The organism is Lysinibacillus sp. FSL P4-0201, assembly GCF_038593425.1.
Classification (GTDB): Bacteria; Bacillota; Bacilli; order Bacillales_A; family Planococcaceae; genus Lysinibacillus; species Lysinibacillus capsici.
In genome coordinates this window covers 3,052,462-3,070,477 of record NZ_CP151995.1, presented here as the reverse complement: position 1 = coordinate 3,070,477, position 18,016 = coordinate 3,052,462, and the positions used below count along the sequence as shown (strand labels likewise).

At 37.3% G+C, this 18,016-nt stretch carries 18 protein-coding genes; 10 read left to right on the top strand and 8 right to left on the bottom strand.

Going from position 1 to position 18,016, the window contains the following annotated elements; all coding sequences use genetic code 11:
- Window positions 1-215: 215 nt before the first annotated feature.
- The 6 genes from cccA to MKY76_RS15430 all read left to right on the top strand — a co-directional run bounded on the left by cccA (window position 216) and on the right by MKY76_RS15430 (window position 3,912).
- A complete protein-coding gene (gene cccA / locus MKY76_RS15455) occupies window positions 216-578 on the top strand; it encodes a cytochrome c550 (protein WP_016993532.1) in 363 nt (120 codons plus the stop codon).
- A gap of 164 nt (window positions 579-742) precedes the next feature.
- Window positions 743-1,435, top strand: a complete 693-nt coding sequence (locus tag MKY76_RS15450) for a tRNA (adenine(22)-N(1))-methyltransferase TrmK (protein WP_342556822.1) — start codon at window positions 743-745, stop codon at window positions 1,433-1,435.
- A 1-nt stretch (window position 1,436) separates the two neighbouring features.
- Window positions 1,437-2,558 carry a Nif3-like dinuclear metal center hexameric protein gene (locus tag MKY76_RS15445; RefSeq protein ID WP_342556821.1) on the top strand — a complete coding sequence of 374 codons (1,122 nt, stop codon included), beginning with the start codon at window positions 1,437-1,439 and terminating at the stop codon, window positions 2,556-2,558.
- 14 nt (window positions 2,559-2,572) lie between these two features.
- Window positions 2,573-2,797: a hypothetical protein gene (locus MKY76_RS15440; protein WP_048392200.1), complete on the top strand. Its 225-nt coding sequence runs from the start codon at window positions 2,573-2,575 to the stop codon at window positions 2,795-2,797.
- A 112-nt stretch (window positions 2,798-2,909) separates the two neighbouring features.
- Window positions 2,910-3,158: a DUF2164 domain-containing protein gene (locus MKY76_RS15435; RefSeq protein ID WP_048392201.1), complete on the top strand. Its 249-nt coding sequence runs from the start codon at window positions 2,910-2,912 to the stop codon at window positions 3,156-3,158.
- 214 nt (window positions 3,159-3,372) lie between these two features.
- A complete protein-coding gene (locus MKY76_RS15430; protein ID WP_048392202.1) occupies window positions 3,373-3,912 on the top strand; it encodes an NADPH-dependent FMN reductase in 540 nt (179 codons plus the stop codon).
- 65 nt (window positions 3,913-3,977) lie between these two features.
- Here the strand turns inward: MKY76_RS15430 and MKY76_RS15425 are convergent, their stop codons facing one another.
- Window positions 3,978-4,157 (bottom strand): hypothetical protein, encoded by a 180-nt coding sequence (locus tag MKY76_RS15425; RefSeq protein WP_054550103.1) that lies wholly within the window; start codon window positions 4,155-4,157, stop codon window positions 3,978-3,980.
- Between the two features lie 261 nt (window positions 4,158-4,418).
- On the opposite strand from MKY76_RS15425, the gene MKY76_RS15420 reads away from it, so the two are divergent.
- Complete coding sequence (locus MKY76_RS15420; protein ID WP_112118222.1) at window positions 4,419-5,045, top strand: hypothetical protein; 627 nt, start codon at window positions 4,419-4,421, stop codon at window positions 5,043-5,045.
- Between the two features lie 73 nt (window positions 5,046-5,118).
- Here MKY76_RS15420 and MKY76_RS15415 read toward each other — a convergent pair whose 3' ends face one another.
- The 3 genes from MKY76_RS15415 to MKY76_RS15405 form a co-directional block, all read right to left on the bottom strand.
- Window positions 5,119-5,655, bottom strand: a complete 537-nt coding sequence (locus MKY76_RS15415) for a hypothetical protein (protein ID WP_279495604.1) — start codon at window positions 5,653-5,655, stop codon at window positions 5,119-5,121.
- 154 nt (window positions 5,656-5,809) lie between these two features.
- Entirely contained in the window at window positions 5,810-7,069 is a 1,260-nt protein-coding gene (locus MKY76_RS15410) for a dicarboxylate/amino acid:cation symporter (protein WP_048392206.1), read from the bottom strand.
- Window positions 7,070-7,332: 263 nt separating this feature from the next.
- Window positions 7,333-8,382, bottom strand: coding sequence for a TRAP transporter substrate-binding protein (locus MKY76_RS15405; RefSeq protein ID WP_016993522.1), 1,050 nt, complete (start codon window positions 8,380-8,382; stop codon window positions 7,333-7,335).
- A 150-nt stretch (window positions 8,383-8,532) separates the two neighbouring features.
- Here MKY76_RS15405 and MKY76_RS15400 point away from each other — a divergent pair, with 150 nt between their 5' ends.
- Both MKY76_RS15400 and MKY76_RS15395 read left to right on the top strand, forming a co-directional pair.
- Window positions 8,533-10,074 carry a sensor histidine kinase gene (locus tag MKY76_RS15400; protein WP_167444839.1) on the top strand — a complete coding sequence of 514 codons (1,542 nt, stop codon included), beginning with the start codon at window positions 8,533-8,535 and terminating at the stop codon, window positions 10,072-10,074.
- 18 nt (window positions 10,075-10,092) lie between these two features.
- Window positions 10,093-10,794, top strand: coding sequence for a response regulator (locus MKY76_RS15395; RefSeq protein ID WP_112118225.1), 702 nt, complete (start codon window positions 10,093-10,095; stop codon window positions 10,792-10,794).
- A gap of 47 nt (window positions 10,795-10,841) precedes the next feature.
- Here the strand turns inward: MKY76_RS15395 and MKY76_RS15390 are convergent, their stop codons facing one another.
- The 4 genes from MKY76_RS15390 to MKY76_RS15375 all read right to left on the bottom strand — a co-directional run bounded on the left by MKY76_RS15390 (window position 10,842) and on the right by MKY76_RS15375 (window position 15,948).
- Window positions 10,842-11,810 (bottom strand): 4-hydroxy-3-methylbut-2-enyl diphosphate reductase, encoded by a 969-nt coding sequence (locus MKY76_RS15390; protein ID WP_257960666.1) that lies wholly within the window; start codon window positions 11,808-11,810, stop codon window positions 10,842-10,844.
- A gap of 76 nt (window positions 11,811-11,886) precedes the next feature.
- Window positions 11,887-12,381, bottom strand: coding sequence for a VrrA/YqfQ family protein (gene vrrA, locus MKY76_RS15385; protein ID WP_004227219.1), 495 nt, complete (start codon window positions 12,379-12,381; stop codon window positions 11,887-11,889).
- A 161-nt stretch (window positions 12,382-12,542) separates the two neighbouring features.
- On the bottom strand, window positions 12,543-13,250 hold the full coding sequence (locus MKY76_RS15380) for a response regulator transcription factor (RefSeq protein ID WP_004227221.1): 708 nt from the start codon (window positions 13,248-13,250) through the stop codon (window positions 12,543-12,545).
- The gene (locus MKY76_RS15375) at window positions 13,243-15,948 is read right to left on the bottom strand and encodes a sensor histidine kinase KdpD (protein ID WP_342556820.1); all 2,706 of its coding nucleotides are present in this window, start codon (window positions 15,946-15,948) and stop codon (window positions 13,243-13,245) included. The genes MKY76_RS15380 and MKY76_RS15375 overlap by 8 nt, the downstream gene beginning before the upstream one ends.
- Before the next feature lie 373 nt (window positions 15,949-16,321).
- On the opposite strand from MKY76_RS15375, the gene kdpA reads away from it, so the two are divergent.
- Window positions 16,322-18,016 (top strand): potassium-transporting ATPase subunit KdpA, encoded by a 1,695-nt coding sequence (kdpA, locus tag MKY76_RS15370; protein WP_257960669.1) that lies wholly within the window; start codon window positions 16,322-16,324, stop codon window positions 18,014-18,016.

The following is an 18,016-nucleotide window of genomic DNA, read 5'->3' as shown; positions in this document are numbered from 1 at the left end:
TGAAAAAGAAATTGTATAAAAGGATAAATTTGACCAATTTTGGATGTTGGCAAGACATATTTTATCCAATAGATACAGAAATGTCGAATTTGTTACAAACAAAGGAAAACTTAGCGAATAGGGCTTTTCGTTTCTTTGTTAATGAAGTACAATATTAGATGTTGACTGATTCTATATTATAATAGAAGTAGACTTAAAATGAGGAGGGGAAACTTATGAAAAACAATCCAGTCGTTCCTTACATCTTAATTCTGGCATTTGGTATTGGTCTTATTTTCTTCATGTCTTTACAAGGTGCAGATAACAAGAAAGAAATTGCTGCTGAACATGAGGGTGGTGGCGAAACTACTACAGAAACAACAGATGCAGAAGCTGATGGTTCAGCACTAGTACAATCTTGTATCGGTTGTCATGGTGGTGACTTAACTGGTAGTATGGGTCCAAATCTACATGGCTTAGATGAAGCACATATCGTAGAAGTTTTAACAAAGGGTATCGAAGGTACTCCAATGCAACCAAACATGAAAACTGAAGAGGAAGCAAAAGCAATCGCTGAATACATTTCTACTTTAGAATAGTAAAACTGACAAGTAGCTGTACTGAAATAGTACAGCTACTTTTTAGATTTAAGCATCATAAAGATGGGGTTGTCCACATAGAAATGTGAGACAACTCCATTTGTTTTTTTTCACGACATCATCCATACTATTAATGGACTCTATTGAAGATAGGCGGTATAAAAATGAACGCACAAAAACTTTCAAAGCGATTAGAAGCAGTAGCGAAATTTGTTCCTACAGGAGCAGTCATGGCGGATATTGGTAGTGACCATGCCTATCTACCATGCTATTTAATTCACAAAGGGACTGCCTCATATGCCATAGCAGGGGAAGTTGTAAAAGGACCCTATGAATCGGCGGTAGGACAAGTACAGAAGGAAAACTTAACTGAAAAAATTACAGTACGCCTTGCAGACGGTTTAGCAGCGATAGAAGAAGCTGACCATGTGGATACGGTGACAATAGCTGGCATGGGTGGACCATTAATTGTTTCCATTCTAGAGAAGCATCCAGAAAAGCTTCAAGGTGTCACACGTCTAATCCTACAACCGAATATTCACGCCAAGGTTATCCGTGAGTGGGCTTTAGCACATCAGTGGGCGATTCTTGATGAAGAAATTTTAGAGGAAGATGATAAAATCTATGAAATCCTTGTGTTACAAAGAGGGCAAATGGAGCTCTCTACAGCAGAGATTTTGTTTGGACCTAAGCTAAGCCTGCGTAAATCACCAGCATTTATGAAAAAATGGTTGCGTGAAAAAGACAATTGGCAACGTGTATTACAATCCATTGAAGGAGCAGAACAAACACCTGAAATTGAAGAAAAGCGTGCAGAGTTAACGGCTCTGATACATTTAGTAGAAGGAGTTTTGTAAGATGAAAACGGTAAATGGCCAAGAAGTTATTCAAGTGTTCGAAGCATGGTCGCCCAAAAAACTAGCTTGTATGGACAATGATCCAATTGGACTAGCGATAGGGACCCTCAACAAACCTGTAAGTAAAGTTTTGGTGACGTTAGATGTCAATGAAGCCGTGGCAAATGAGGCAATAGAAAAAGGCTGTGAGCTGATTATCGCACATCATCCACCAATCTTTAGACGCCTAGCGAATATCCGCACAGATCATCCAGCAGGGCGCTTATATGAAAAGCTCATTAAACACGATATTGCTGTATATGCCGCTCATACAAATTTAGATGTAGCCGAAGGTGGGGTAAATGATTTATTAGCAGATGCCCTACAGCTAAAAAACCGTTCAATATTAGAAGAAACGTATGCTGAGAATTTGTTGAAGCTGGCAGTCTTTATACCAACTGCTAATGCACAAGCATTACGTGAGGCGCTTGCAAAAGCTGGGGCGGGTCGTATTGGCGACTATGAAGCATGTAGTTATACAACGACTGGAGAAGGTCGGTTCCGTGCATTAGCAGGAGCTAATCCGTTCGTTGGCTCTGTTGGTGAATTACATGTGGAGGAAGAAGTAAAGGTAGAAGTTGTTTTTCCTGAATCCATTAAAGGCCGCGTGTTAAAGGCCATGCTTACTAGTCATCCTTATGAGGAGCCTGCCTATGATGTTATACGTCTTGAGCAGCAAACAAATGTGATGGGATTAGGGCGTGTAGGTTACTTAACAAAGGACATGACGTTACAACAATTTGCTGAATTCGTTAAACAGCAACTAGATGTGCCAGCTGTGCGTGTAGTGGGTGATTTACATTCGAAGGTCAGCAAGGTTGCGCTTGTTGGTGGAGATGGTAATAAATATATCTATGCGGCAAAACGTGCAGGAGCTGATGTTTTCTTGACAGGCGATATGTACTTCCATACAGCTCAGGACGCACAAGCCATTGATCTGCAAATAGTAGATCCTGGTCATCATGTAGAAAAGGTAATGATTGCAGGAGTAGCAAAAAAAATGGCTGAACTATGTGAGGATAAAAAATATTTGGTTGAATTCATCCAATCAACGATCCATACAGAACCATTTTTATTTGTATAAGTGAGGGAACTAATATGGCTAATGAAAGACCAGCTGGTAATAAAGCAGGCAAGCTATGGATCATGATTGGTTTATTCATCGTTGTTTTTGGTATTGGTATGACGGTGATGACCAATATGGTCAATGATAAGAAAATCGATGCAATGACACAGCAATGTGAAGATGATGGTGGACAAGCAATTGTAGCAAAGGAGAAAAACTTTTTATCCACTAGCTACTCATTTGAATGTAAACAATGAGATGGGGCTGAACGCTAGCAGTACTAGTGTTTCAGCCTTTTTGAATGCAAGGAATCTATGAACAGTGATAAGATGTAGATAAAATTGATTAACAGAAGTGGAGAGAGTTGTCTTGTTTATTCGTTTATCTAAAGATCAGCAGGAAATGATTCTTGCTGATATTCAACGTTTTTTTTATAATCAGCGTGATGAAGACATTAGTGAATTTGAAGCTGAACGTATGTTAGATTTTATCAAGGAGCATATTGCCCCCTATATTTATAATGCTGCCTTGTCAGATGCCAAGTATGTTGTGGAAAGACAATACGCCTCTATTGAAGAGGAATTAGAGGCATTGGAGCAGCCCATTAAAACAAAATAATCCTCTTTATCCCTCTAGATTAAATATTTGACAGGAAAGAAGGGTTGATGATACCTTAATCTTGAATTAGAGATAATTCAATTCTAACTATTCAGAGCTAATTAACGGGTGATGAATAAAGGGATATTTTTCTGACCAAAATGGTTACGAGTGGCGAACACGTACGATAAACCGTGATGGAGTCACAAGAATGGATGATAAGAGGAGGCGTCATATGTTAAAAATCGGTATTATTTTAGGAAGTACGCGAGAAGGTCGTGTAAGCCCACAAGTTGGAGCTTGGGTAAAGGAAGTTGCGGAAAAACGTCGTGATGCGGAATATGAAATAATTGATATCGCTGAATTTAAATTACCATTTTTAGGGGAGCCAGGTGGAGATACTTCTGGGGTAGCTGCATGGTCAGAAAAAGTAGCAGCTTGTGACGGCTTTGTCTTTATTGTTGCGGAGTACAATCACTCCATTACAGGTGCATTAAAAAATGCATTAGATTATTTACGAGTTGAATGGAACAATAAAGCTGCTGGTATTGTCTCTTATGGTTCTGTTGGAGGTGCGCGTGCAGCAGAGCATCTACGAGGAATTCTCGGAGAATTGCTAGTTGCAGATGTTCGAGTACATCCAGCATTATCATTATTTACTGATTTTGAAAACGGCTCTGTCTTTAAACCAAAAGAGGTGCAAGCAGATTCAGTTCATCAAATGTTAGATCAGCTTGTGCCATGGTCAACTGCTTTGAAAACAATTCGATCCTAAACTTAAAGCTTTGATTCAGACGGCCGCTTTCAGAAAGCGGTCGTTTTTTGATGAGGTAAAATCCATTAATGTTTGATTTCTTCAAGGACTTTTTCCTTTAAATCATTCTCCATCGAAGATAGTTTTACTGTATTGGTGAGACGCTCTTTTAGTTCTTTATCTGTCATAATGCCACGTTCCTCTAAGATTTGTACAAGCAGATTTAATGTTAGTATATTTTTAATATCCGCTGCTTTTGATGCCATATAAAACCCTCCATAATGATAGAATTACTACTTCTTAAGTGTACTCCTTTTTGAGAAGCATGACACAGAAAGGACAAAACAAAGCAAATTTATTTCGCATCCCGGAATATATAGGGAAAAATAAGCGATACAATTTCCCTTATGAAGAGTGGAGATACTGTATGGAAACTGCATTTTAGTATGAAAAGTATGTGCTGTTTCAAGCTAGAAAAGCGAATATTGTAGTAAAAGGGGACATACCTTCCTATCAGGAGGGATTCAATGGGTAAACGGTTTGGGCTTGTCATCGGACTGTTGGTAGTCATTATATCTATGTTGGTCCTATTTGATAGATTTGCAGGAGAGAAAAGGTCAGAAGCAAATAAAGAGGCTCAATCGCTTATAACAAATGAAGAGTTGAGTCTGGCTCGATTGAAGGATAAGCTACTTGAAAAGTATGTCGGCATTGACGTTAAAACGACGGAAGAAAAGGAATTAGTAATCCAAGTTGTAGGCGGAGAAGACTATTTCCAGTCAATTAAAAAAGATATGGAATCCATAGCAAAAAATGCTTTAAAAACGTCTCCCTTAAAGGACTATCCCATAGTTTTTGAAAGATGGGAGTTTACCTCCTTGCTTGATAACAACAAGATAATGGGGGATGATATGAACCTTTTGATGGAAGATTTAATTGCGGGCTTAGAAGCTTTTGACGTATATGAATATTTAGTTATTGAAAATCGAACAACCATTACCATACAAACAACGATAAAGGGCGCTACGCATGAGGCACTTGAGTTAGCTTTAAGGATGGAAGAAGCCATCAAGAAGATTGTACAAGCAAAAGCATCACAAAATACTTCCTATGTTATTAACATATTAAATACCCAACGAGAAAAAATAAATTAGCTGTGTAGAAAAATAACATAGGATTAAGGCATCGAGATTTTAATGCTCGATGCCTTTGACATGTTTAAAGCAGCTATGTAGTTGTTGCAAAGAGAGCTTGATAAAGAGTTGCTAGGAGTGCAACAAAGCGCATATCATCCGCTTGGAAAAGCTTAAACTGTATACCTATCTGTACTAGCTCAGTCTCAATAGAGCTTGCACTCGCAATCTTTTCATCATTGCAATATAAATAAGCAGTAGAGGTAAAATCCTTTTCAAAACGAAATTCTAAATCGTCCATTGTAAATGAATAAGAGGATTCTAATAATTGCACTGTTTTCCGTTGAATGGGTATCAAGCTGCCATCAGGCATAACAATTTGATGGCTGACTCCTTTTGTTAACAGGGTAGATTGTACTTGAAAAAGTGGTGCACCTAATGTAGTTCGTGTCTCATAACGGTACGGTAATGTTTGCTGTGCAGCTACCAGCAAGACAGCATTCAGTACTTTACCAGCAGAGGTACGCTCCATTTTTTGAAGTACACATACTGTTTCGTTGTGTTCATTCACGATTGGAATATCAGTGAAGCTTTTAAAGCCCTTCGGATAGGTAAGTGTAAAAGTTGTCATAAAGAAACCTCCAGTCATTATTTATACGAGTAGGTAGTCGAGGAGGTTTCAAGAAACTAGCTCTACGGTGTTTTTTATCTACTTGCCTCTTTATAAATAAAAGAACAGGCTGCTGAAGTAGCAAATTATTTCCGCTTTCAGCAGCCTGTTCATTTTATGACATTTGGGTATGACCGGATAGAGCACGCTTTTCCTGCTCTGTATCAAATTCTTTTTCCATTTTTGACACGACCACTGTTGCTACACCATTACCAATTAGATTTGTAACTGCACGTGCTTCTGACATGAAACGATCTACGCCGATTAAAAGGGCAATCCCCTCTACTGGGATCATCGGGAATGCTGCTAATGTTGCTGCAAGTGTAATAAAGCCAGAGCCTGTTACACCAGCTGCCCCTTTAGAAGTAAGCATTAAGATGGCTAATAACGTAATTTGATGCCAAACATCTAAATCCACACCATAGGCTTGCGCAATAAAGATAGCAGCCATTGATAAGTAAATGGATGTTCCATCTAAGTTAAATGAATAGCCTGTAGGAATCACTAGCCCAACCACTTGCTTTGAACAACCATAGTTTTCAAGCTTACGCATCATGGAAGGTAATGCAGATTCAGATGAAGATGTTCCGATAACGATAAAGATTTCATCTTTAATGTACTTGATAAATTTAAAAATACTAAAGCCAAAATAATGGGTAATCAATCCAATGATCACAACAATAAAAATGAACATTGTAATGTAAACAGATAGCATTAAAAATCCTAAGTTTCCTAATGATTTAAGTCCAAAATTTCCGATTGTATAACTCATGGCACCAAACGCACCAATAGGAGAAATTTTCATCACCATGTTAACGATTTTAAAGAAAATATCTGCAACTTGCTCGAAAAATTTAATAACAGGTTTAGCTGGTTCACCAATCGCCGCCGCAGCTAGTCCAAATAAAACAGCTGAGAACAAGACTGGTAATAATTCACCATTTGCTAAAGCACCAACTACATTTTCAGGAATAATTTGCATAATAAATGCACCTAAACCATGCTCTGCAGCCGCCGCGTCTGTATATTGTGAAACATCAGCACCGCTTGCTGCATCTGTATTAAAACCTTTACCTGGTTGAACAATATTGACAACGATTAAGCCAATTGCAAGGGCAAAAGTTGAAACAATTTCAAAATAAATTAAAGCTTTTCCACCAATTTTACCAACCTTTTTGACATCCCCCATGCTACCAATGCCGATTACGACTGTTAAGAAGATAATTGGTGCTATTAACATTTTAATAAGTTTAATAAATATATCCGCCAAGATTTTGAGCTTTGCCCCGAATTCTGGGAATGTTGCTCCGACGATAATCCCTAGTACAATGGCAATCAATACTTGTACTGTTAAGTTTTTAAAATTTATCCGCATATAGTTCTCCCCCTACAACATCTATGAATATTGTGTGAACGCTTTCATGTGGTTATCATAGCTGAAATTTTCCGACAATAGTGTTTATGACCGTAATGGTTGTATTGTTCATTTTGTTCATTCTGAGAAAAGGGGGTATTAAGGCTAGTAATATCAAGGGTTTTAAGCTGTTTTATAGTAGTTTTGATATTCGCGAATCTATTATAATACAATAGAAAAAATCCTTACGTTTTGTAAGGATTTTTCATTAATGAACAAAAGTATTAGGGATCAACGATTTTTTCAATCTCTGCTAAGATTTGATCGTTTTGAATATGGGCTCTATAAAAATCATAAACAGGTGCAAGTTGTTCCTTAAAGCGCTGTCTTTCTTGGGGACTCATTGTATACACATCAAAATCATCTAGCTGTTTCAGCTTGTCCATATCTTGTTCATTCATAAGTTCAGCCTGCTCAAATTGCCAATCGGTTGTTTCTTTCATAGCATCCAACAACTGATGCTGAATTTTGATAGGTAGAGAATTCCAAAAGGTTTCATTCATTAGCACAGCATAGCCTAAAATCCCATGCTGAGTGATAGTCATATGCTTTTGTACTTTGTAAAAACCCTTTGAATAGATATTAGAAGCGGTATTTTCTTGTGCGTCTATTGCATGCTTCTCTAAATCCGAAAAGACCTCACTAAAAGAAATAGGTATAGGTGTTGCTTTGACCACTTCAAATTGCTTTTCTAATGTTTTACTTGGCATCGTACGCACTCGTAAGCCCTGTAAATCTTCAAAAGTATGAATAGGCTGCTCAACAGAGGTTAGATGCTTAAACCCATTGTACCAAAAGCCAAGCCCTTTAATATGGAACGGCTCTAGCTCATTAACCAATTGTTCACCAATAGAACCCGTTAAGACTTCCTTTACTTCCTCATTTGTATTAAATAGAAAGGGTAAATCAAGCACCTGCCAATTAGGAACATAAGCTGTCATTTTAGAAAAAGTAGGGATGATCATTTCCACTTCTCCCTTTTGCAATGCCTGAAATTCATTTTCATCATTAAATAAAGAGGAGTTGGAGTAGACATGTACTTTGACCTTCCCGTTTGTTTTTTCTTCTACTAGCTCAGCAAATTTGTTGGCAGCTTGGCCTTTAGGGGTATTTTCAGCGACGACATGACTTAAATGAATTGTTATCTGTGTGTCTAAACCCTTTTGCTCATCATCATAGGGAAGTGGCTTGGCGAATAGTAATCCTTGTTGAACACTGATAGTGAGGATTAACACAAGCACAGTTATAATCGTACCAATAATAAATTTTTTCATTGTATACACCCAATTAATTCGTATTTTCTGATGTTTTTGTTATTCTAACATATGGAGTAAGCTAAAATATAGTAGGAGGGAGGCGGTCAGTTGAAATTTCAGAAGTTATCCATGCAAAGAAAAATTATGTCTCTGACTTTTTTTATTCTCATGCTTTCCTTTAGCATTGGCGGTACTTTTTTGTTAGGTTTTGTCATGAATGAGCAAAAGACCAAACTAAGTGATCAAGCACTCCTTGTAGCAAAAACCGTCTCTCAGCTTCCTGAAATAAAAACATATATTGCTAGTGAAAATTACTATGATGCCGTACAGCATATTAATCCTGTTGTAGAGGAAATCCGTGATATCAATGGGGCAAAATATATTGTTGTTCTTGATATGCAACGACGAAAATATTCCCATCCTAATAGCCAGGAACTTGGTCGAATATCTCAATCTGGAGATTTAAACGCCGCTTTTTCAGAGCATTACTATACGTCGATTGCACGTGGAGAACACGGTAATATGGTTCGTGCGTTTGTTCCGATTATGAACCATGAAGGACAACAAATAGGTGTTACAGTAGTAGGGTACAGTGTTCTTACGGTAGTGGAGTTACTGCAAACAATGCAAACCGAACTAATGGTTACTGTACTATTATCGTTACTATTTAGTGTATGGGGAGCACGAACATTGGGGCTTCATATGAAAAAGCAAATGTTTGGGTTAGAGCCGCATGAAATTGCCAAAATGTATGTAGAACGGACAGAAACGTTTAATGCCATGCACGAAGGCATCATTGCTATCGATAATGATTTGACCATTACGATTTTTAATGAAAAAGCCTGTGATATCTTAGGCGTTTATGAAAAACCCTCTACATTGATTGGACAGAAAATCTTTCATGTCTTGCCAGATACACGACTTCCTGAAATTTTAGAGCTGGATCAGCCGTTATTTAATCGTGAGCTGTATATTAATAATCATAGTATTATGAGTAATCGAATTCCGATACAGGTTAATGGCGAAACTGTTGGGGCAGTGGCCATGTTTAAAGACCGTACGGAAGTGAAAAAGCTTGCCGAAGAATTAACAGGCGTTAGAGCATTTGTCCAAGCCCTTCGTGTACAAACACATGAACATAAAAATAAACTGCATACGATAGCGGGTCTTTTACAGCTAGGTCATCATGAACAGGCACTTTCTTACTTAACACAAGTGAAGGAAGAGCATGATGAAATCACTAACTTTTTAAACGAACGAATAAAAAATGAAAATATTTCTGGGCTATTGCTCAGTAAAATTTCCTATGCGAAGGAACAAGGAATTCGATTGGAAATTGACCGTGAAAGCCGATTTACATCATTTCCAGCTAATTTGGATCATCATGATTTCGTCATTCTCTTTGGTAATTTGATAGAAAATGCGTTTGATGCATTAAAGGATGTACAGGTCGAGGAGAAGGTGATTCATGTTTCTGTGGATGAAGATGATGACGTATTAGCCATATTAGTAACCGATAATGGTGTTGGCATGACGGAAGAGGTCAAGCAGCACATTTTTGATAATGGTTATTCTACAAAAGAGAAAAACTACCGTGGAATAGGGTTATTTTTAATAAAGGAAATTGTCGAAAAAGGGCAGGGTGACATCGAAGTCATCAGTGAGCCTAACAAAGGAACAAGTTTTTTAATCACCTTTTATTATTCATAATGGGATGGAGGGCTAGCAGTGACACAGATTAGAGTATTATTAATTGAGGATGATCCAATGGTACGAGAGGTAAATCGTCAATTTATTGAAAAGGTAGAGCATTTTCAAGTGGTTGGACAGGCACCTAATGGGTTAGAAGGCATTACGCAAATTTGTCAACTGAAGCCTGATTTAGTTTTTATGGATATTTTTATGCCAGAGCAAGATGGTATTACAAGCTTACGCAAAATACGTGAGCTCGATCTACCAGTAGATGTTATTACCGTGACGGCCGCAAATGATATGGAGACAGTGAAACAGATACTGCATCTAGGTGTTTTTGATTATATTATGAAGCCCTTTTCTTTTGAACGTGTTAAAGGGACACTTGACAATTATTTACGCTTTAACAAGCAAACTCAAACAGAACGAGAGCTCACACAGGGAGAATTAGATCAGTTATTTCATTATCGTGATGGACAAACTATGTTGGATCAATCTGTTACATTGAAATCCGAAAAAAATCTCCCAAAAGGTTTTAATCGTACAACACTTGAAAAGGTTGTGCACTTTTTACAATCGGTGGATGGTGCCTCAGCGGAAGAAGTAGCCAGTGGAATTGGCATTGCCCGCGTAACAGCTAGAAGATATTTAGATTACCTTGAAAAACAAGAGGAAATCACAATGGATGTCCATTATGGTGGCATTGGTCGTCCTATAAACTATTACTTTAGTAAATAAAGAAAATCCTGATTGTCATAATAACAATCAGGATTTTTTGTGAGTAACTAATAGGGCATGATTTTATCAACAGGTGTTGGTGTCTTAATCTTTGGCAGAATTTTATCTAGTGTTACTGTACGCTTAATCTCGTGTGTAGATGGATCATTTTCATCAAATTGATCAAGGAAGTTAATAACCTCTTTTACAATTGGTGTTGGTGTAGAAGCACCTGCTGTTACAGCAACCATGTTGATACCTTTTAACCATTCTACTTTTAGCTCTGAAACATCTGCAATTCGATAGGATGGTGTTCCTGCAATTTCTACAGAAACTTGTGTTAAGCGGTTCGAGTTATTGGATTTAGGATCACCTACAACAATAAGTAAATCCGCTTCACCTGCTTGCTGTGCAACAGCCTCTTGACGTACTTGTGTAGCTAAACAGATCTCTTTGTGTACCTCAATATGTGGGAATTTTTCTTTTAAACTATCCATTAAATGGGCGACATCCCATTGGCTCATTGTCGTTTGATTTGTGACAAGTAATTTATCATTCGTTAATTGTAAAGCATCAATATCGTTAGAAGACTGTACTAAGTGGACATGATCCGGGGCAACGCCAATAGCACCCTCTGGTTCGGGATGTCCTTTTTTACCAATATAAATAATGTCATAGCCTTCTGCTGATTTTTCACGAATTAAATCGTGGGTAACTGTTACATCAGGACATGTAGCATCAATGGACACTAAGCCTTTTCGCTTCGCAATCTCACGAATTTCCGGTGAAACACCATGTGCTGTAAAAATGACAGTACCTGTTTCAACTTGTTCAATAATTTCTAGGCGGTTGTCACCATCTAACGTGATGATACCATCCTCTTCAAACGCATCTGTGACGTGTTTATTATGCACAATCATCCCTAAGATGTAGATAGGTCTTGGTAATGTTTTATCAAGTGCGGCGTTACGAGCGATCACCATCGCATCCACAACACCGTAGCAATAGCCACGTGGATTAATTTTTAATACTTGCATGGTGGTTGTGACTCCTTTCAAGCTTACCTATCTACATTATAACGGACAGTGACAGTGAATACAAAGAAACGTTCATTTACATTGGTGGTTGGAAAATACGTGGTTTAGATGGAAGTGGCTCGGGAGGCGTAAATGATGCACTTTGCCTAGATGACCGTCTACTTCCAGCAGCCTTACTATCGCTTCCTGCTGCTTCTGTTGCTCCACCGCCAGCGGAAGGAAGTCCTTGGAATCCTTTATACAATTTTAAAAGTGATGGAATATTTTTCACCATCGGCATAGCTTGTTGGATATAAGGGGTATAGGTTTTGGCTGTATTAAATAAACTGTTGGCTTGCTGTAAAAATGAACCGACTTTCGAAGCTTCTTGCACAGGTGGCATCGGCATTTGCCCTCCAAATGAACCTATTCCATTAGCCATTGGAAAGCCGCCTGGAATTCGTGGTTGAACAGGGAAGCCTCCAGGCGGGAAAAAGGACTGTGGCGACATCTGTGGAGGTGTTTGCATGGGCATGGGCATTCTCATGCCACCCGGATACATTGGGTATGGATAAGGTGGTCGAAATACCATAATGATCTCCTTTCTACTTGTTTTTCATTGATGACATACCTGACTATAGCTATGATATGCAAAGGCTAATAGGAGGGTTCAATAAAGCTACATAAAAGCAAAATGTAATATGGAATTTGTAAAGTAGAAGTCCAAATACAGCTAGACCTTAGGCTCCATATTCATTCATCCTCTTCATGATAGCGAAGCATTCGGTAGCCTACCCGTACATGTGTCTGAATAAGTTTGGGCTGTGCTGGATTAACTTCTATTTTTTTTCGAAGTGTAGCCATAAAAACTCGTAAACTTGGAACATCTGATTGAAGAGCATTTTGCCAGATTTCCTTTAAAATATAATTATGTGTTAGAACTTTCCCAACATTTTTGGATAAAACAATTAAAAGTTTATATTCAATCGGCGTCACATGTATTTCTTTTCCATTTACAAATACTGTATGATCAACATAATTAATTTGAAGATAACCATTTGTGAAAATGGGATTCTCTTTTTCAAGTGGTTGTTCATAGGCCATTCTTCTTAAGGCAACCCGAATTCTTGCTAATAATTCTTCCACACTAAATGGCTTTGTTACATAATCATCTGCACCTGCATCCAAAGCATTAATTTTATCATGTTCTTCTCCACGAGCACTTACGACAATAATTGGTGTTTGATTCCAACTTCTAATTTTAGTGATTAGTTCTACGCCATCTATGTCTGGTAGACCTAAATCTAAAATAAAAACGTCAGGTTTTATGGTAAGAGCCTTTTGAAGAGCACTATTACCATCACGTGCAATGTCGAATTCATAATGGTTTGTCGCTAATGTCATTTTAATTAAATTGGCAATTGCTACATCGTCCTCAACTACTAGAATTCTTTTACTCATCAAATTTCATTACTCCTTTTTTCAGCGAAAAGTTAAAAATCGTTCCTTGCGGTTTATTATCTGAAACGTTTATGCTGCTACCATGTAATTTTAAAATTGTTTGACAGAGTGCTAAGCCTAAACCAAGACCACGTCTACTATCACTGCGTTGTACTTTTCCAGTTGTAAATGGTTCAAACAAGCTACTTTTTAAAGCGTCATCGATTCCAGGCCCATTATCAGAAATACTAAAACTTACGAATCCATCTGATTCTTTCACTATGATCATAATGGCACTACCTGGTGGGGTGTAAGTCAATGCATTATCGATAATATTAATGAAAACTTGTATGATGAGTCGAGCATCCATTAAAGCAAATAAAAACTCAGGTTTAATTTCATAAGATATTTTATGTGTATTGTTTTGAGGAATAACATGGGAAAGTGCCTCTTGAATAATATCTTCTACTAGTTCAATTTGCATTTCTAACGCAAATTGCCCATCCTCTAACTTAGATACAGCTAGTAAATTTTCAACCATTTGTACAAGCCATTTTGAATTTTTATAAATATCTTCATATAATTTATTTTTTTCAATCTCTGGTATTAATGGTGCATTGTTGAGTAAGATATCTGCATTTCCAGAGATAGCAGTGAGTGGTGTCCTAAGGTCATGAGAGATTGCACGTAAAAGATTAGCTCGCATCTGTTCCATTTCAGCTTCTCGCGCTACTTCCTCATTAAGTTTCTGTAAATACCATTTATCCAAAGCGAATGAAAAATCATTAATAATGGCGTGCAAAATATTGCGCTCAAATGCAGGCAATGGGGAAACTTTAGATAGGGCAATACCTATAACACCCTTCACATCTCCATTAGAAATAACAGGTATATAATAAGCGTTCACTTCAGGAAAGATGTCTGTAGATACACCTGCTACATGCCTATTATTTGTAACCCAACTAACAACACCACATTCATTTGGATTATCGAAAAGTACAGCTATTTTTTGATTTTCACTACTAGACATTGTTTCAGTACGAAAGAAAGATGATTTCTCAATTACCTGGTTATTTATTTCGAAAAATTGTACAGGCTTTTCTACTAATTTAACAATTTGAGACATGCCTTCAACTATTATTTCTTCAATAGACTTAGCATGTTGAAGCCTACGATTTGTTTCAAGGAGCACCTCCATTCGATAAGATTTTCGAATGGCTATAATGGTTTGCTCCTTTATCTTTTTTGTTAAGCTACTCGTAATTACGCCAGAGATAAACATGATAAAAAATGTCATTGGATAGTCACGATGATAAGCATCAAATGAAAATCGAGGCTCTGTAAAAAAGTAATTAAAAAGTAAGACAGCAATAATGGAGTTAATAATACTCATCATCGATCCAGTTGACCAAATAGCAAGGATGAGGACCCCTAAAATGTAAATTGTAATGATGTTTGACTCGCTTATACCAATTGTATATAGATATAAGCCGACAATTGATATGAAGCAAAATACGATAAACATTTTGAACAAATCAAGCCATTCAAATGATAATTTATTACTTATACTAGGAAAATAAAATGGTTCATTTTCTTGATCTGGTACTATGTGTAGGGCTAAGTTCGGAACAAATTCATTCAGGCGGTCACTTATTTTTGTGCTTGGTCGCCACCATTTTTTCCTCATACTTGTTCGTCCGATAACAAGTTTCGTGACCCCACTAATTTGAGCATAATTAGCAAGGGCTGCTGCTACGTCGTCTTCTTGAACGATGACGACATGGCCGCCAAGCTGTTCCACAAGTTTAATGTGTTGTTGTAATCGTTCTGAATTTGCACTACTTCCTTCTTGCTCCTGCAGGTTTTGTACATAAAGAGCAGTAAATTTACCGTGTAATGCTTGTGCAAGTCTTGCAGTGGTTCTAATAACTTTTGCATTTGTAGGAGAACTACTGATACCAACTAGTAGGTGTTCTTCAATTTGTACAGGGTGTTTGACAGATTCATGGTTGTTTATTTGTTTATAGTTGATTGTATCCGCTGCTCTACGTAATGCGATTTCTCGTAATGACACTAAATTTTGTTTACGGAAAAAAGAATGCAGTGCTTTTTCCGCTTGTTGTTTTGCATAAACTTTACCTTCTTGTAGGCGTTGTATTAGTTCATCTGGTTCAATGTCTACAACTTTTATTTGAGAAGCTTGATCAATTAAGTAATCAGGGATACGCTCTCGTACTTTAATGTCAGTAATTTCTTCTACTAAGTCATGAAGGCTTTCAATATGTTGAATATTTACAGTTGTATAAACATGAATCCCCTTTGACAGTAGTTCTTCAACATCTCCAAAACGCTTCTTGTGCCGCATTGTTGGAACATTGGAATGTGCCAATTCATCAATAAGAACAATTTCTGGTTTGCGCTGCAATACGGCATCAATATCTAATTCATAAAAAGCTTTTCCTCTATAGGTTATTTTTTTCGTCGGAATTTGCTCAAGCCCTTCTAGTAAAGCTAACGTATCTGGACGAGGATGTGGTTCTACATAGCCAACCACCACATCTTTACCTAATTTTTGAGCTTGAAGTGCTGCATCTAACATTGCGTAAGTTTTACCTACTCCAGCAGCATAACCGAGAAAGATTTTTAAATTCCCTAAAATTTGTTGCTCCTGTTGAAATCTTGCTAAAAACATCTCAGGAGTTGGACGTGTATTTTCCATCCTCGTTCACCTCATTTGTATTATAGCGTTAACTCCCATTAAGAAAGTATAAAGATTTTGCCTCTTTATGCTTTCTTAATAGAAAAGTAGATTTCCTAACACTACATTAATTTGAAAGTCAGTATGATGAAAACAACCTAAATGAAGGAGGGTTATTTTATTGATGGACTTTTATATGGTTGTATTGTTACTGATAAGCTTCGGAAGTCTTTTGTCATTAACTACATGGTGCTTCAAGCTAGTGGATGAGCAATAAGGAGGAGATAGGAATGTGGATTTTTATCGGGATTGTACTTGTATTCTTGTTTGGTTATCTAGGGCATGCATTACTTTGTCCTGAAAATTATTAAAGGCTGTTAGGAGGTAATGCACTATGTGGCAAATAGCCATAGTATTAATTATTTATTTACCGCTCGTTATCTTAACTGGGCATTATCTATATCGGGTAACATTACATCAAAAAACATGGCTTGATCCTATTCTAGACAAAGTTGATGCAGTAATTTATAAATTGTGTGGCATTAAACAAGTAGATATGAATGGTAAAGAATATGTACTTTCATTAATACTTTCAAATGCAGTTATGGTTTTTATTGGATATTTTTTGTTGCGCATTCAAGCATTCCTGTTTTTAAATCCAAATAATATTAGCAGTATGGAAGCTACACTTTCATTTAACACGATTATTTCTTTTATAACCAATACAAATCTTCAACATTATAGCGGTGAGTCTGGACTCAGTTATTTATCACAGATGCTAGTCATTATCTTCATGATGTTTACATCTGCAGCTACTGGTTATGCAGCTTGTATGGCGTTCTGTCGTCGCCTTGTTGCGAAAACAGATACTATTGGGAATTTCTTTATTGATTTTGTTCGTGTTATTACGCGTATTTTAATGCCTATCTCCATCGTTGTTGCCATTATTTTAGTATCTCAAGGGACACCACAAACCTTAAGTGCAAATAAAACAGTACAAACGATCGAAGGAAAATTACAAGATATTGCACTTGGACCTGTCGCTTCTCTAGAATCGATCAAGCATATAGGTACGAATGGTGGGGGCTTTAACGGAGCCAATTCAACAACACCTTTTGAAAATCCAACCGTTCTCTCAAATATAGTGGAGATGTTATCGATGATGCTATTGCCGGGCGCTTGTGTAGTTGCCTTTAGTTTGATGATTGCTTATAGAAAAAAGAAAACTATTTTTGGAAAACAAGGTTTAGCTATTTTTGCAGCAATGAGTATATTGTTTCTACTCGGATTAGTGACTGTGTACATAGCAGAGAAGGCTGGTAATCCAATTATAAGTGAACTCGGTATAACACAGGAGCTAGGGAGCATGGAAGGAAAAGAAATGCGTTTTGGTGTAGTACAATCAGCATTATTTACCACTGTCACTACTGCGTTTACAACAGGATCTGTTAACAATATGCACGATACATTGACGCCTCTTGGGGGTCTAGTACCGATGTTTAATATGATGCTAAATGTTGTGTTTGGTGGTAAAGGGGTCGGCCTGATGAACATGATGATGTATGTTCTACTAACAATTTTTATTGCCTGTTTAATGATTGGGCGATCTCCTCAGTTTTTAGGTAAAAAGATTGAAGAGAAAGAAATGAAATTAATTGCTCTATGCATTTTAATTCATCCGGCTATTATTTTGCTATTTTCAGCACTAGCAGTTGTAACACCAACAGGAATAGCAGGAATAACGAATCCAGGTGCTCACGGATTATCACAGGTTTTATATGAATTTGCTTCAGCCTCTGCCAACAACGGCTCAGGGTTCGAAGGGTTAGCAGATAACTCCACATTTTGGAACGTAACAACAGGACTTGCAATGTTCTTTGGACGATATTTAACCATTATCATTCAACTTGCGATTGCGTCACTACTTGCCAAAAAATTTTGGCACAGTGATTCAATAGGAACATTAAAAACGGATAATACTACTTTTACTTTTTTACTAGTGGCTATCGTTTTAATGATTGGTGCATTAACATTTTTACCAGCTTTAGCACTTGGTCCAATCACAGAGCATTTACAACTTTATTCTTAA

Coding starts and splice junctions, on each gene's coding strand:
- cccA (WP_016993532.1), top strand. CDS start 216: ATGAAAAACAATCCAGTCGTTCCTTACATCTTAATTCTGGCATTTGGT.
- MKY76_RS15450 (WP_342556822.1), top strand. CDS start 743: ATGAACGCACAAAAACTTTCAAAGCGATTAGAAGCAGTAGCGAAATTT.
- MKY76_RS15445 (WP_342556821.1), top strand. CDS start 1,437: ATGAAAACGGTAAATGGCCAAGAAGTTATTCAAGTGTTCGAAGCATGG.
- MKY76_RS15440 (WP_048392200.1), top strand. CDS start 2,573: ATGGCTAATGAAAGACCAGCTGGTAATAAAGCAGGCAAGCTATGGATC.
- MKY76_RS15430 (WP_048392202.1), top strand. CDS start 3,373: ATGTTAAAAATCGGTATTATTTTAGGAAGTACGCGAGAAGGTCGTGTA.
- MKY76_RS15425 (WP_054550103.1), bottom strand. CDS start 4,157: ATGGCATCAAAAGCAGCGGATATTAAAAATATACTAACATTAAATCTG.
- MKY76_RS15420 (WP_112118222.1), top strand. CDS start 4,419: ATGGGTAAACGGTTTGGGCTTGTCATCGGACTGTTGGTAGTCATTATA.
- MKY76_RS15415 (WP_279495604.1), bottom strand. CDS start 5,655: ATGACAACTTTTACACTTACCTATCCGAAGGGCTTTAAAAGCTTCACT.
- MKY76_RS15410 (WP_048392206.1), bottom strand. CDS start 7,069: ATGCGGATAAATTTTAAAAACTTAACAGTACAAGTATTGATTGCCATT.
- MKY76_RS15405 (WP_016993522.1), bottom strand. CDS start 8,382: ATGAAAAAATTTATTATTGGTACGATTATAACTGTGCTTGTGTTAATC.
- MKY76_RS15400 (WP_167444839.1), top strand. CDS start 8,533: ATGCTTTCCTTTAGCATTGGCGGTACTTTTTTGTTAGGTTTTGTCATG.
- MKY76_RS15390 (WP_257960666.1), bottom strand. CDS start 11,810: ATGCAAGTATTAAAAATTAATCCACGTGGCTATTGCTACGGTGTTGTG.
- vrrA (WP_004227219.1), bottom strand. CDS start 12,381: ATGGTATTTCGACCACCTTATCCATACCCAATGTATCCGGGTGGCATG.
- MKY76_RS15380 (WP_004227221.1), bottom strand. CDS start 13,250: ATGAGTAAAAGAATTCTAGTAGTTGAGGACGATGTAGCAATTGCCAAT.
- MKY76_RS15375 (WP_342556820.1), bottom strand. CDS start 15,948: ATGGAAAATACACGTCCAACTCCTGAGATGTTTTTAGCAAGATTTCAA.
- kdpA (WP_257960669.1), top strand. CDS start 16,322: ATGTGGCAAATAGCCATAGTATTAATTATTTATTTACCGCTCGTTATC.